The organism is Paraburkholderia sp. J8-2 (assembly GCF_905220195.1).
GTDB lineage: Bacteria > Pseudomonadota > Gammaproteobacteria > Burkholderiales > Burkholderiaceae > Paraburkholderia.
Window position 1 is genome coordinate 1 of sequence record NZ_CAJMZA010000025.1, and the last position, 12,234, is coordinate 12,234.

16 protein-coding genes are annotated in these 12,234 nt (G+C 63.9%); 8 read left to right on the forward strand and 8 right to left on the reverse strand.

Translation table 11 applies throughout. The features are described 5' to 3' along the window. Positions 1–591: aromatic amino acid lyase (locus U5A52_RS32940; RefSeq protein ID WP_321938102.1), on the reverse strand; the 591-nt coding region annotated here is incomplete at its 3' end. Between the two features lie 266 nt (positions 592–857). On the opposite strand from U5A52_RS32940, the gene U5A52_RS32945 reads away from it, so the two are divergent. From U5A52_RS32945 to U5A52_RS32975, 7 genes are all read left to right on the forward strand, one after another. Beyond that, a complete protein-coding gene (locus tag U5A52_RS32945) occupies positions 858–1,616 on the forward strand; it encodes an ABC transporter substrate-binding protein (protein ID WP_321938103.1) in 759 nt (252 codons plus the stop codon). Between the two features lie 65 nt (positions 1,617–1,681). Continuing rightward, positions 1,682–2,371 (forward strand): ABC transporter permease, encoded by a 690-nt coding sequence (locus U5A52_RS32950; RefSeq protein WP_321917089.1) that lies wholly within the window; start codon positions 1,682–1,684, stop codon positions 2,369–2,371. Next, complete coding sequence (locus U5A52_RS32955) at positions 2,368–3,081, forward strand: ABC transporter permease (RefSeq protein WP_321938104.1); 714 nt, start codon at positions 2,368–2,370, stop codon at positions 3,079–3,081. The genes U5A52_RS32950 and U5A52_RS32955 overlap by 4 nt, the downstream gene beginning before the upstream one ends. A gap of 35 nt (positions 3,082–3,116) precedes the next feature. Beyond that, a complete protein-coding gene (locus tag U5A52_RS32960) occupies positions 3,117–3,884 on the forward strand; it encodes an ABC transporter ATP-binding protein (protein ID WP_321938106.1) in 768 nt (255 codons plus the stop codon). A 263-nt stretch (positions 3,885–4,147) separates the two neighbouring features. Continuing rightward, complete coding sequence (locus U5A52_RS32965; RefSeq protein WP_321917094.1) at positions 4,148–4,513, forward strand: hypothetical protein; 366 nt, start codon at positions 4,148–4,150, stop codon at positions 4,511–4,513. 99 nt (positions 4,514–4,612) lie between these two features. Beyond that, entirely contained in the window at positions 4,613–5,146 is a 534-nt protein-coding gene (locus U5A52_RS32970; RefSeq protein ID WP_321938108.1) for an AraC family transcriptional regulator, read from the forward strand. Then, positions 5,143–5,556 carry a VOC family protein gene (locus U5A52_RS32975; protein WP_321938109.1) on the forward strand — a complete coding sequence of 138 codons (414 nt, stop codon included), beginning with the start codon at positions 5,143–5,145 and terminating at the stop codon, positions 5,554–5,556. The genes U5A52_RS32970 and U5A52_RS32975 overlap by 4 nt, the downstream gene beginning before the upstream one ends. 30 nt (positions 5,557–5,586) lie before the next feature. Here the strand turns inward: U5A52_RS32975 and U5A52_RS32980 are convergent, their stop codons facing one another. The 3 genes from U5A52_RS32980 to U5A52_RS32990 all read right to left on the reverse strand — a co-directional run bounded on the left by U5A52_RS32980 (position 5,587) and on the right by U5A52_RS32990 (position 6,964). Next, on the reverse strand, positions 5,587–5,901 hold the full coding sequence (locus U5A52_RS32980; RefSeq protein WP_321938111.1) for a hypothetical protein: 315 nt from the start codon (positions 5,899–5,901) through the stop codon (positions 5,587–5,589). Positions 5,902–6,052: 151 nt separating this feature from the next. Continuing rightward, on the reverse strand, positions 6,053–6,244 hold the full coding sequence (locus U5A52_RS32985) for a hypothetical protein (protein ID WP_321917100.1): 192 nt from the start codon (positions 6,242–6,244) through the stop codon (positions 6,053–6,055). A gap of 264 nt (positions 6,245–6,508) precedes the next feature. Next, complete coding sequence (locus tag U5A52_RS32990) at positions 6,509–6,964, reverse strand: MarR family winged helix-turn-helix transcriptional regulator (protein ID WP_321917102.1); 456 nt, start codon at positions 6,962–6,964, stop codon at positions 6,509–6,511. A 249-nt stretch (positions 6,965–7,213) separates the two neighbouring features. Between U5A52_RS32990 and U5A52_RS32995 the strand changes: the two genes are divergently transcribed. Next, on the forward strand, positions 7,214–7,714 hold the full coding sequence (locus U5A52_RS32995; RefSeq protein ID WP_321917103.1) for an SET domain-containing protein: 501 nt from the start codon (positions 7,214–7,216) through the stop codon (positions 7,712–7,714). Between the two features lie 22 nt (positions 7,715–7,736). On the opposite strand, the gene U5A52_RS33000 is transcribed toward U5A52_RS32995, so the two are convergent. The 4 genes from U5A52_RS33000 to U5A52_RS33015 form a co-directional block, all read right to left on the reverse strand. Continuing rightward, a complete protein-coding gene (locus U5A52_RS33000) occupies positions 7,737–8,876 on the reverse strand; it encodes a porin (protein WP_321938113.1) in 1,140 nt (379 codons plus the stop codon). A 150-nt stretch (positions 8,877–9,026) separates the two neighbouring features. Next, positions 9,027–9,854, reverse strand: coding sequence for an ABC transporter ATP-binding protein (locus U5A52_RS33005; protein ID WP_321938115.1), 828 nt, complete (start codon positions 9,852–9,854; stop codon positions 9,027–9,029). Beyond that, complete coding sequence (locus U5A52_RS33010; RefSeq protein ID WP_415764281.1) at positions 9,851–10,909, reverse strand: FecCD family ABC transporter permease; 1,059 nt, start codon at positions 10,907–10,909, stop codon at positions 9,851–9,853. Before U5A52_RS33010 ends, U5A52_RS33005 begins: the two co-directional genes overlap by 4 nt. A 44-nt stretch (positions 10,910–10,953) precedes the next feature. Then, entirely contained in the window at positions 10,954–12,192 is a 1,239-nt protein-coding gene (locus U5A52_RS33015; protein ID WP_321917108.1) for an ABC transporter substrate-binding protein, read from the reverse strand. Between the last annotated feature and the right edge of the window lie 42 nt (positions 12,193–12,234).

A 12,234-nucleotide genomic window follows, 5' to 3' on the forward strand; every position in this document is an offset into this window, starting at 1 on the left:
CAGCGCGAGACCTTCCTTCGCCTGCAGGGCGAGCGGCTTGAGGCCGACGAGACGCAAGCCCTCCAGCGCGCTCATACGCTCGCCCTTTGCGAACACATCGCCCACGCCGAGCAGCACACACGACATATGCGCGAGCGGTGCGAGGTCGCCCGAGGCGCCCACGGAACCCTTCACCGGAATTACGGGCAGCACGTCGGCGTTGAACAGCGTGATGAGCGCGTCCATCACTTCACGGCGGATACCCGAATGGCCGCGGCCCAGGCTCGACAGCTTCAGCGCCATCAAAAGGCGCACGACCGGACGCGACATCGGCTCGCCCACGCCCACGGCGTGCGAAAGCACCAGGTTGCGCTGAAGCAGTTCGAGCTGGTCACGCGGAATATGCGTGCTCGCCAGACGCCCGAAGCCCGTATTGATGCCGTAGGCGGGTTCGCCCTTCGCCGTGATCTCGGCAACGGCGCGTGCGCCGGCGTCGATGGCCGCGAAGCTGGCCGGATCGAGTTCGAGCTTCACGCCGCCGTTTTCATCAGCGCGCGCGATCTGGCGCAGTTGGGAAAGGGTCAGATGGCCGGGAGTCAGTTTGATGTTCATTGCGGTGTCAAAGTTGTCTGGACAAGGTGGAATCAGATTACCGAAGCGAGCTTGTCTATACAAGTTCAATCTGCTCCACGTATACCCGAAGTTTCACTTCCTGACGCCTGAATTACGCCATCTTTCGATTTCGACACAGTGAAATCCCCAGGTGATAACACCGATTGCCGGTCTTTTCGACACATCGATAATTGTATAGACAACTTGCCGGGCCGAACCTCCAGTACATGACCGGGCACACGCCAACTATTCCTATCGGAGACTTCATGAAGAAACTTGCCTTGTGTGTCGCCCTCGCCCTTGCCGCCGGTGGCGCGTATGCGAAGGACTGGTCCACCATCCGCTTCGGCACCGACGCAAGCTACGCGCCGTTCGAATCGAAGGCGACGGATGGCGAGCTGGTCGGCTTCGACATCGACCTCGGCAATGAGATCTGCCGGCGCCTGAACGCCAGGTGCGTGTGGGTCGAGCAGGACTTCGACGGCATGATTCCGGGCCTGAAGGCCAAGAAGTTCGACGGTGCGCTCTCCGCGCTCACGATCACCCCGCAGCGCGAGCAACAGATCGCCTTCTCGGCCAAGCTCTTCAATACGCCCACGCGCCTCGTTGCGAAAGCGGGTTCGCCGCTGCAGCCGAGCGTCGCTTCGCTGCAAGGCCGGACGGTGGGCGTCGAGCAGGGTTCGATTCAGGAGACCTACGCAAAGCAGAACTGGGCGCCCAAGGGCGTCAACGTGATTCCTTACCAGAACCAGGATCAGGTGTATCTGGATCTGCAATCAGGGCGCCTCGACGCTGCACTGCAAGACGAAGTGCAGGCCAATCTCGGCTTTCTGAAGACGCCGCGCGGCGCAGGCTTCGCGTTCGCAGGCTCGGAAATCCCCACCGGCGCCGCTGCTATCGGCCTGCGCAAGGAAGACGCCGACCTCAAGGCGAAGATCGACAAGACGATCGCCGACATGATCAAGGACGGCACGTACAAGAAGATCGAGTCGAAGTATTTCGACTTCGACGTGTACGGCGGCTAAGCGCCGCTGGCTTCTCCTGCAACCACAAAGGGGAGCGTGGCTCCCCTGAACGAGGACATCCTTCCATGGTCTTTCAAGGCTTCGGCCCGCTGCTCCTCGCGGGCACGTGGGAAACCATCAAACTCGCGGTGCTTTCGCTCGGCGCCGCGTTCGTGCTCGGGCTTGCGGGCGCTGCCGCGAAGCTCTCGCCCAACCGCATGCTCTCGCGTATCGGCACCGCATACACCACGCTCATTCGCGCGGTGCCCGACCTCGTGCTCATGCTGCTGCTGTTCTACAGCATCCAGATCTGGCTCAACGACGTGACCGACATGATGGGCATGGACCAGATCGACATCGACCCGTTCGTGGCCGGCGTCATCACGCTCGGCTTCATTTACGGGGCGTATTTCACGGAGACCTTCCGCGGCGCGTTTCTCGCCGTTCCGCGCGGACAGATCGAAGCGGGCTTCGCATACGGCATGAGTTCCACGCGCGTGTTCACGCGCATCCTGTTCCCGCAGATGATGCGCTTCGCGCTGCCCGGCATCGGCAACAACTGGCAGGTGCTCGTGAAGGCCACGGCGCTCGTTTCGATCATCGGTCTGGCCGACGTGGTGAAAGCCGCGCAGGACGCGGGCAAGGCCACCCAGGCGTTCTTCTTTTTCACGCTCGTGACCGGCGCGATCTATCTCGCCATCACCACGGTTTCCAATCTGGCATTGCACCGCCTCGAAAAGCGCTATTCGACCGGTGTGCGGAGGGCAGCGCTGTGATCGAACTGCTTCGTCAATACTGGCCCAACTATCTGTACAGCGACGGCTTCAACACCAGCGGCCTCGCCATTACGCTCTGGCTCCTGGTCGTCTCGATCGTAGTGGGCTTTCTGCTTGCCGTGCCGCTCGCCATTGCACGCGCTTCGCGCAACCCGTGGCTTTCGCGGCCCGTGTGGGTCTACACCTACGTGTTCCGCGGCACGCCGCTCTATGTGCAGTTGCTGCTGTGCTACACGGGCCTCTACAGCCTGCATTTCGTGCATGCCAATCCGGTGCTTGGCGACTTCTTTCGCAGTGCCATGAATTGCACGCTGCTGGCGTTTGCATTGAACGAGTGCGCCTACGCCACCGAAATCTTCGCGGGCGCGATTCGCGAAACCTCGTATGGCGAGATCGAAGCGGCCCAGGCCTATGGCATGTCGAAGACGAAGGTCTACACGCGCATCATTCTGCCTTCCGCGTTGCGGCGCGCCCTGCCCTCGTACAGCAACGAAGTGATCCTCATGCTGCACGCCACGACGCTCGCGTTCACCGCGACCGTGCCCGACATCCTGAAGGTGGCGCGCGACGCGAATTCCGCCACCTATATGACGTTTCAGGCGTACGGCATTGCAGCGGCGCTCTATGCGTCCATCGTCTTCGCCCTGATCTGGGGTTTCCGCCGCCTCGAAACCCGTGTGCTGGCCTATCTGAAGCCGCAAGGCCATTAAAGAATTTCCTGCAGTCCTGATGGAGTGAACCGAGTATGTACAAGCTGATTGTCGACGACCTGCACAAGAAGTTCGGCGAGAACGAGGTTTTGAAGGGCGTATCGCTCAAGGCAAAGGCTGGCGACGTGATCAGCCTGATCGGATCGAGCGGTTCGGGAAAGAGCACGTTTCTGCGTTGCATTAACTTTCTCGAATCACCCTGCTCGGGACGCATCACGCTCAATGGCGAGGAAATCCGCACGAGCGCCGACCGCAGCGGCGCGCTGCGCGTGAGCGATCCGAAGCAGCTCCAGAAAATGCGCACGCGCCTTTCGATGGTCTTTCAGCATTTCAATCTCTGGGCGCACATGACCGTGCTCGAGAACATCATCGAGGCGCCTGTCAGCGTGCTTGGACTGAGCCGCAGCGACGCCGAGGCCCGCGCGCGCAAGTATCTCGACAAGGTGGGCCTCGCTGCCGGTGTCGAGCACAAGTACCCGTCGCACCTCTCAGGCGGCCAGCAGCAGCGCGTGGCGATTGCCCGCGCGTTGGCGATGGAGCCCGAAGTGATGCTGTTCGACGAACCGACCTCCGCGCTCGACCCCGAACTCGTGGGCGAAGTGCTCAAGGTCATGCAAAAGCTCGCCGAGGAAGGCCGCACGATGATCGTCGTCACGCACGAAATGGGCTTCGCGCGCAACGTTTCGAATCACGTCGTGTTTCTGCACAAGGGCAAGATCGAAGAGCAAGGCGACCCCAAGGAAGTGCTCAATGCGCCGCGCAGCGAGCGGCTGCAGCAGTTCCTGGCGGGACGGTTGAAGTAAGGTCCGGGGGGCCAGTCACTCGCGGCCCGCCAGCGCATCGAGGCGTCATGCCGAACGATGCGCTGGCATCGACGTGCGGCCTCGGTTACACACCTTGTGTGCGCCGGGCCACATCTGTGCATTCGCGCAGGGCTATAGTGAAAACATGAACGGAGCGGCGCGCCATGCCCGCCTCCGCGCCACGCACAAGGCTATCCCCCGAGCGCACGCGCCACTCCATCGTGTCGAAGCAAGGCAGTAATCCGGCTTTCAGGAGACCTACCATGAAGAAGCTGCTTGCGCTCCTGCTCATCGTTCCCGCTACGGCTTTCGCAGATGCAGCGGCCTTCCCCGATGGTTCCGCGAGCCCCAGCGCGGCCGACCTCCAGCAACGCCTTTCAGGCAAGGCGTTCGACCTCAAGATTGCCGACGGCAGCACATGGCATGTGCAGTATGGCAATAACGGCGACTACGACTTCAAGTCGAGCAAAGGTTTCGCCGACCACGGCAACTGGCAAGCCGAGGACGGCAAGATCTGCAGCAAGGGCAGCAAGATGCCGTATTCATGCAACGAGGTGCGCATGAAAGGCGCTGACTTGTACCTCAAGCGCGACAACGGCGAGATTATCCAGTTCGTCGAGTCGCAGTGAGCAACGCCTGGCAGGCCCACCCGATCGCAAGCCAGTCAGCGGCTCTCGATCGCTGTTGGGCCCTAAACTACCGGCATGCCACCCATTTCAAACGAATGCATGCCGACTAGCGCACCCGCCGTCAACCACGCGCAGCCTGCCCCGCCCGACACCGAACCCCTTCAGGACCCGGCCCTGCTGCGCCGTCTGTTGCGCGCGAAAGACCGCATGGACGCCGCCTCCCACGAGGCGTGGCCGGTCAAGCGCCTCGCCGAGGTCAGCGGCGTTTCCGAAGCGCATTTCGCGCGCTCCTTCAAGCGTGCCTTCGGCCTCCCGCCGCATCGCTATCTGCTCACACGGCGCATCGAGCAGGCCACCACCCTGTTGCGCGACTCCGATCTCGACATCACGGATATCGCCTTCGCCACCGGCTGGGAGAGTCTTGGCACCTTTGGCCGCACATTTCGCGACGTTACCGGCTTGAGCCCCAGCGCCATGCGCGTTCAGGTGCGGGCCAACCTGCCCGAGATCGACCGCGTGCCCGCCTGCGTGCTCAAAGCCGCGCAGCGCCCCGACCTCACCACAGCAGTTTTGGAGAAGCGCCGGCGCGCGGGCAAGGCTAAAGTGCGGCCATCCATCAAGGAGGTGACATGAACCAAGGTATCAATGTGGTGGGCCTGTACGTCGACGACCAGGACGAAGCGCTCAAGTTCTACGTCGACAAGCTGGGATTCCGTGTGCATACCGACGTGCGCAATGGCACGTACCGCTGGCTCACTGTGCAGCACCCGGAGCAGCCTTCGTTCCAGCTCGGGCTCTTCCTGCCCGGGCCGCCCGTTCACGACGAGGCCACCGCGCAAACGCTGCGCGCCATGGTCGCCAAGGGTGCCATGCCGCCTCTCGTGCTCGCCGTGGCGGACTGCCGTGCCAGCTACGCGCGCCTGAAGGCGCTAGGCGTGGAATTCACTCAGGAGCCTGTCGACCGCTATGGCAGCGTGGACGCCGGTTTTCGCGACCCTGCCGGCAACGGCTGGAAGATGATTCAGGCGCCGAAGCCGCAGTGACTTCGGGCAACGACGGGTGACTGCGGGTGACTACGCGTGCGCGGCGCCGAAGGCCATGCCTTCGTCCGCGTCTTCGAAATGGTCTCGGCTTTCGGCGATTTCCTGATAGTCGATCTGGCCGTCGAGCATGACGTACTCATGTATGCGCAAGCCCGCACACAATACGACCTCGATATTGCGATCCGTCGCCGGAAACGCGGCCTGCGGCTTGCCGTGCTGGGAAACGAGCAGAAGCTGGCCGCCTAGCCTGTCCTTCACGAATAGCGTCTGCGTGACGCGCGAGGTTTGCACGCGCGTGCGATCGCCCACCAGATCCAGATACGTTTCGCCGATGTTTTTGAACATTGTTGCCTCCATTCCGGCGCAGCCCGCCGCCGACTTTCACTTACATGACAAGTCAACTATAGTGCCGAAATAAGGCAATGGCTCGCGACATCCTGTCGCAAACGATAGCTTAATGGAGCGCATCGGACTCCAGATCATTGACACGTTTGAGCTAGTCGAGTAGCGCGAACGGCGCGTGGCCGTCCATCCAGTCGTACTGGCTGGTCGGAGTCGCCCACGCCCAGTTCGACGGCGAGCGCGCTGCGGCGCTGTGGTTTGCGCGGTTCGTGCCAGTGTGTGCCACAGCGCTCGTCGCGCGATCGTGGGTGCTTGTTTCGTGGCTTTCCGCGATGATGTCTTTCATTTCGTCCCGCTCCAAGGAAAAATTAGATCCGCATGCTGAAGCCGACCGTTTGCACGGCACGTTCAGCAGGTTTTCAATGTGAGGGAACGATACGGCAATCCAGAGAAGCGCTTTTTGCTTCCAATGCCATTCTTTTATGTTCAGGCGCCACTGAGCGTTAACGCCAAGGCCGCCACAAAACCGCGCTACGTCTCGCGGCGGCAGTTTGATGACAATTCAATGACTGATTGCGTGCCGGGAAGTCATGCACGGATGCGCAGGCGCTCAGGGCGTGGCGTCCCAGCCATGAGACGCGAGGATCTTGTCGAGCAAAAAGCGCAGCGCAACGCGCTCGGCCTCGTTCAGCCCGTGGTAAAGGTCGCTGTCGCGCTTTTCCAGCGTCGGGCCGATCTTCTTGAAGATCTTGCGCCCTTCGGCGGTGAGCGAAATGATGACGCTGCGCCCGTCCTTGTCGTTGCCGGCGCGCGCGAGGATCTCCTTGGCGAGCATGGCCTCGACCGTGCGGCTCGCCTGGCTCTTGTCGAGGTTGGCGCGCCGCGAGATGTCCATCACGGTTTGCGGTCCGAACGTGCCGATCGCGGCGATGATGCTCGCCTCCGGATACGGCACACCCAGTTTGTCGCGCGACATCTCGCTGCTCATACGATCGGCGATCTTGGTCAAGGCCTTCAGCCGATAGGTCAACGAGGCTTCTGCGCCTGGCTCATTCGTGCTTGCCATATGCCCACTCATGAATTGGATCGGGAAACCCGAGAAATAAACCCGGGTATGTTGCCCTGATCCTGCCCGCGAGGTCAACTGGGTGCCAGGCACGGGTCAGCAGCGGCGAGTCGAGTGCGGTCTGCTTCAACACGGTGCACGCAACGTGCGAAGGCGCGATAAGCAGCATCGACGCTCATATGCATTTTCAACACTCGCTTTCATACTAGCCGCTTATACTGCACGCGTTCAACGCGCGCGAAGATGGCCATGAGCAAACGAATGACTGTCCGGCAGTCGCCGGTGCACGGAAAAGGCGTCTACGCATTGCGCCCCCTGCGGGCCGGCGAGCGCATCTTCGAATACAAAGGCAAGATCATGAGCTGGCGCAGCGCGGCCCGGCGTTATCGTCTGCGTGAAGACGGCGCGCATACGTTTCTCTTCGGCCTGTCCGATGGCCGCGTGATCGACGGCGGCCAGGGCGGCAACTGGGCGCGCTGGCTCAATCACGCGTGCCAGGCGAACTGCGAAACCGTCGAAATCAACGGCCACGTATTCATCGACGCATGCCGCGACATCCTGCCGGGCGAAGAGCTATTCATCGACTACGCGCTCGAATTGTCCGACGACGCCTGCGAAGACACCATCCGCGAATACACCTGCCGCTGCGGCACGCCTGGTTGCCGCGGGACGATGCTCGCCAGCGCCGGCGCCAGTGTTAGCGCGGACGCCGGCGCAAGCAGCATCGTCAGCGTTGCCAGCCTGCTTTAGGTTGCGTCAGGCTGCGCCACGCCTAGAACCGGTGCCGCATGCCGATCGCAACAACCGTCTGCTGATTCGTCGACGACGCCGACTGCCCGCTGATATCCGCTCCCAGACCCGAGCCATCCGCGCTGATGTGCTGGTAGGTCGCCTGCGCATAGACGTCGGTGCGCTTCGAGAGGAAATAGTCGGCCTGCACCGACACCTCGTGCCAGCGCGGGTGATGTTCGCCGCCTGAGCTCGAAAGCGCGCCCTGGGTGTAGGTGTACACGCCGTTCAGGCTGAATTGCGGCGTGAACATATAGCTCGCGTTCACCTCGTAGTTGCTGAAGCTTGCGCCCTGCCCGTTCTGCACGAGGCCAAGGCTGTTCGCGCCGTTGATCGTGTCGAGGCCGCCGAGCTGCGTGCGCGTCCACACAAAGCCGAAGCGCGCATTGCGCGTGATGTAGTTCACGCCCGCGCCATAGGTGCGCTGCTGGGCCGCGATGAACGTGCGGTCGGTCAGCGTGAGCGCGCCGTTCGTGTTGCTGCTGCCGCCGTTGTTCGCCTGCAGGTAGCCCGTGCCGAACTCGAATCCGCCGAAATCGTACGACGCGCCAAAACTGTAGAGGCGATTGTCGTCGAACCCGCCCGCCTCGTTCGAGAAGCCGTAGAGCGCGCCGAACTTCGCGCCGCCATAGTTCGTGCTCGCGTACTTGACCGCGTTGTTCACGCGAAACGAGTTGTTGAGATTGTCGTTGTCGTACGGGTGAGCCGAGAGATTGTTGCCGCCCGGATGACGCCCCGTGAAGCTGAGCGGCGCGAGATAGTCGACCACGGAGTCATATTGCCGGCCCAACGTGAGCGCGCCGTAGCGATTGTTTTCGAGGCCCGCGTACGCCTGGTAGCCGAACATGCGCCCGCCCTGGCGCAGCGTGCCGTTCGTCACGCTGAAGCCGCTCTCGAGGCGGAAGATCGCGCGCGTGCCGCCGCCCAGGTCCTCGCTGCCGGTCACGCCCCAGTGGCTGCCCGTGACGTTGCCGCTGCCGGCCGCAAAGAGGCTATGGCCGCCTGCGTTGCTGTTGTACGAGAGTCCGGCGTCGATCACGCCGTACAGCGTCACACTGCTTTGCGCATGGGCCCCGCATGCGTAAGCCGCGGCGAGGGCTGCGGCGACGAGCGTCTTTTTCATTGTTTTTTCCTTCGAGTGATCACGAGTGTTACGTGTGGCGATGGCCGCGCAGCGCGCGAACCGGCACCGCATTCGCGTGGTGCGAATACGGTGCCGGCGTCGTAAAGACGCGCGCTGAAACGGCGGATTGAACGGGCTGGCTGGGCCGCGCTACTGGCGGCTGGCGATGCCCTGCTGACCGGCGAGACCGTCGATCAGAACTTGAAGCTGTCCGCGCGAGCATGGCTCGATGCGCGCGCGAACGCCGAACACTTCGGCGAGGCTATCGGCGGTGACGACCTCGGCCGGTGCGCCCAGGCGCACTATCCGCCCTCGATGCAGCAGCATCGCGCGGTCGCAGGCACGCACGGCCGCATTGATGTCGTGCAGCACGACCACCGTGACGATCGCGCGCTCGCGGGTCACGTCGCGCAGCACCTGCATCACCTGGAACTGGTGATTGAGGTCGAGCGCGGAGCACGGCTCGTCGAGCAGCAGCACCTGCGGATCGCGCACCAGCGCCTGAGCAATACCCACCAGCTGGCGCTGCCCGCCCGAGAGCTCGTCGAGCGAGCGGCCCGCAAGCGCGGCAATGCCAAGCCGCTCGAGCACCGCATGCGCGTGCGCGATTTGCATGGATGACGCCCCGCGCGACGCGCCAAACTGCGACGCCGGATCGCGCCCCGCGCGCGCCGCCACCACGACCGACTCCAGCACCGCGAGGCGCACGCCGGCCGGCAACGCTTGCGGCAGATAAACCACGCTGTGCGAGCGAGCGCCCGCGGCAGTCAGCTTGAGCGGCGCGCCATCGAGCGTGAGCGAGCCGCTGCGCGGCGCGTTCAGGCCCGCCAGCGTGCGCAGCAAGGTGGATTTGCCGCTGCCGTTCGGTCCGAGCAGCGCCGTGATCTCGCCGCGCGCGAGCGGCCCCGCGCTCAATTCGCTGAGCACTTCGCGCTTGCCGTAGCGCACCGAAAGCGCGTGGATCGACAGCCCGCTCATTGCGACATCCCCTGCGAGCGCACGACGATGCCGAGAAAGAGCGGAATGCCCACGAGCGCCGTGACGATGCCCACCGGAATGAGCACGCCCGGAATCAGCAGCTTCGAAGCGATGGAGGCGAGCGAGAGCATCAGTGCGCCGAGCAGCAGGCTGCCCGGCAGATAGAAGCGATGATCCTCGCCGAACAGCGTGCGCGCGATATGCGGCGCGATCAGCCCAACGAAACCGATGGTGCCGACGAACGACACCGCGAGCGCCGAAAGCGCCGACACGCGCAACAGCGTGCCCAGGCGCAGGCGCCGCACGTCGATGCCGAAGCTCGCCGCGCGCTCTTCGCCCAGACGCAGCGCGGTGAGCGTCCACGCGTTGCGCATCGAGAACGGCACGGCGAGCGCGAGCGCCGCCGTGAGCACGCCGATCTTCGGCCAGTCGGCGCGCGCGAGCGAACCGAGCGTCCAGAACACGAGGCCCTGCAGCGCGTCGGCGGAGGCGATGAACTGCATCAGCTCGACGAGCGCATGAAACGAGAACACGAGCGCGATGCCCATCAGCACGACGCCCGCCGTGCTCATGCCGCGCCAGCGCGCGACGAAATCGAGCATGAGCGCCGAAGCGAACGCGAACACGAATGCGTTGGCCGAAACGATCCACGTTTGCGCGACACCCGGGATCGCCACGTCGAGCACGATGGCGAGCGACGCGCCGAAGGCGGCCGCCGCCGAAACGCCCAACGTATAGGGGCTCGCGAGCGGATTGTTGAGGATCGTCTGCATCTCCGCGCCCGAAATGCCGAGCGAGGCGCCGACCACGAGCGCCATGACCGCATACGGCAGACGGATCTGCCACACGATCACGCTAGTGGCGGGGTCCGCCGAGGCGGGCTGGAAAATCGTGCGCAGCAAGGTCGCAATGGGCAGACCCGAAGGGCCGGAGCTGAGGTCGAACAGCAGCGAGGCGACGATCAGCAGCGCGACCGCTGCGAGACACAGCACGCGGCGGCGCGTGAGGCGCGCGTAGGCGCGCATCTGGGCCTTGGCGTCGTGCGCATCGGACATCGCGTCGAGCGGCCGCGTGGCTTCTGCGGCCAGGCGCACGCTGTTCATCGCGCGGCCTGCTGCGCTTGCGCCGCAGGCAACGGCGCATCGACCCACTCCGTACCCGTATCGGGAATCGCGAGGAAGCGGCGATACAGTTCACGCTCGGTCGCGTGCACATCGAGTGTGCTGAACTGCTGCGGATAGAACCACTTCGCGAACGCCTCGATCGCGACGATGTTGTACGGCGAGTCGTAATAGTTGTGCGAAATGCCGTGCACGCGCCCATCGTGAATCGCCTTGATGGTGTCGAAGCCGGGACGCGCGACCAGTTGCGCGAGGCTCGCATCGGCATCGTGCTCGCTCGTGAGCGCGCCCACGCGCAGCGAAGCGAGGCCGGGCTTCGTGCGGCTGCCCGTGGCGATATACACGTCGGGCTGCGCCGCGATCACCTGCTCCATGCTGATGTCGCCGAGCACGCCGGGCAAGAGGCCCGCTGCGATGTTGCGGCCGCCCGCGGCATCCACGAACTCGCCGAAGTTGCCCTTGCCCGCCGTGTGGCAGCAGCCCGCGTCCCATACGCCCGCCAGCATGTCCACGAACACCTTCGGGCGCTGCGACTCGGGAATCGCATTCACCACTTGCTGCACGCGCGCGAGATGCTGCTGATAGAACTGGATATAGGCATCGGCTTCCTTCTCGCGGTGCAGGACCGCGCCAAGCAGCTTGATGCTCGGCAGCGTGTTCTGCATCGGGTGCACGCGGAAATCGACGAACACCACGGTCGTGCCGGTCGCTTCCAGTTGCTTGACGAGCGCGTTGTAACGGCTCGGGCCGTGGCCCGCCACGCTGAAAATCGCCACATCGGGCTTGAGCGCGAGCGCCTTCTCGTCGCTGATGCTGTCCTCGGTCGCCTTGCCGATCAGCGGGATCTGGCGAATTTCGGGGAAGCGCTGCGCGTAGGCCTCGTAAGTCTGCGGGTCCATGGTCGGCAGGTCGCCCTGCCAGCCCACGATGCGCGCGAGCGGCTTCTGACCCTCGAGCAGCGCGACCGCCGCAAGCAGACGGCTCTCGCCAAGCAGAATGCGATGCGGCTCGGCAGGCACCTTGACCGTGCGGCCTGCGAGATCGGTCACGACGCGCGGCGCCTGGGCCGTCTGCGCGGGCGCCGGCGTGGCGGCCTGGGCGGCGGTGGCGCCGCAGCTCAAGGCGATGGCGGCCGAAGTTGCAGCCGCAGTCGCAACGGATACGGCGCCCCGCAGCGCCACGCGGGTCAAGCCAGGGATCAATCGAAAGGTCAACATGATATATTCTGTAAATGCGAACGATTGCTATTTGCGAGCGCA

Excerpts from the sequence above, each read along its gene's own strand:
- U5A52_RS32995 (WP_321917103.1), top strand. The coding sequence starts at position 7,214 with ATGAGCAAACGAATGACTGTCCGGCAGTCGCCGGTGCACGGAAAAGGC.
- U5A52_RS33005 (WP_321938115.1), bottom strand. The coding sequence starts at position 9,854 with ATGAGCGGGCTGTCGATCCACGCGCTTTCGGTGCGCTACGGCAAGCGC.
- U5A52_RS33010 (WP_415764281.1), bottom strand. The coding sequence starts at position 10,909 with ATGTCCGATGCGCACGACGCCAAGGCCCAGATGCGCGCCTACGCGCGC.
- U5A52_RS32990 (WP_321917102.1), bottom strand. The coding sequence starts at position 6,964 with ATGGCAAGCACGAATGAGCCAGGCGCAGAAGCCTCGTTGACCTATCGG.
- U5A52_RS32965 (WP_321917094.1), top strand. The coding sequence starts at position 4,148 with ATGAAGAAGCTGCTTGCGCTCCTGCTCATCGTTCCCGCTACGGCTTTC.
- U5A52_RS32970 (WP_321938108.1), top strand. The coding sequence starts at position 4,613 with ATGCCGACTAGCGCACCCGCCGTCAACCACGCGCAGCCTGCCCCGCCC.
- U5A52_RS32980 (WP_321938111.1), bottom strand. The coding sequence starts at position 5,901 with ATGTTCAAAAACATCGGCGAAACGTATCTGGATCTGGTGGGCGATCGC.
- U5A52_RS32945 (WP_321938103.1), top strand. The coding sequence starts at position 858 with ATGAAGAAACTTGCCTTGTGTGTCGCCCTCGCCCTTGCCGCCGGTGGC.
- U5A52_RS32985 (WP_321917100.1), bottom strand. The coding sequence starts at position 6,244 with ATGAAAGACATCATCGCGGAAAGCCACGAAACAAGCACCCACGATCGC.
- U5A52_RS32950 (WP_321917089.1), top strand. The coding sequence starts at position 1,682 with ATGGTCTTTCAAGGCTTCGGCCCGCTGCTCCTCGCGGGCACGTGGGAA.
- U5A52_RS32960 (WP_321938106.1), top strand. The coding sequence starts at position 3,117 with ATGTACAAGCTGATTGTCGACGACCTGCACAAGAAGTTCGGCGAGAAC.
- U5A52_RS32975 (WP_321938109.1), top strand. The coding sequence starts at position 5,143 with ATGAACCAAGGTATCAATGTGGTGGGCCTGTACGTCGACGACCAGGAC.
- U5A52_RS33000 (WP_321938113.1), bottom strand. The coding sequence starts at position 8,876 with ATGAAAAAGACGCTCGTCGCCGCAGCCCTCGCCGCGGCTTACGCATGC.
- U5A52_RS33015 (WP_321917108.1), bottom strand. The coding sequence starts at position 12,192 with ATGTTGACCTTTCGATTGATCCCTGGCTTGACCCGCGTGGCGCTGCGG.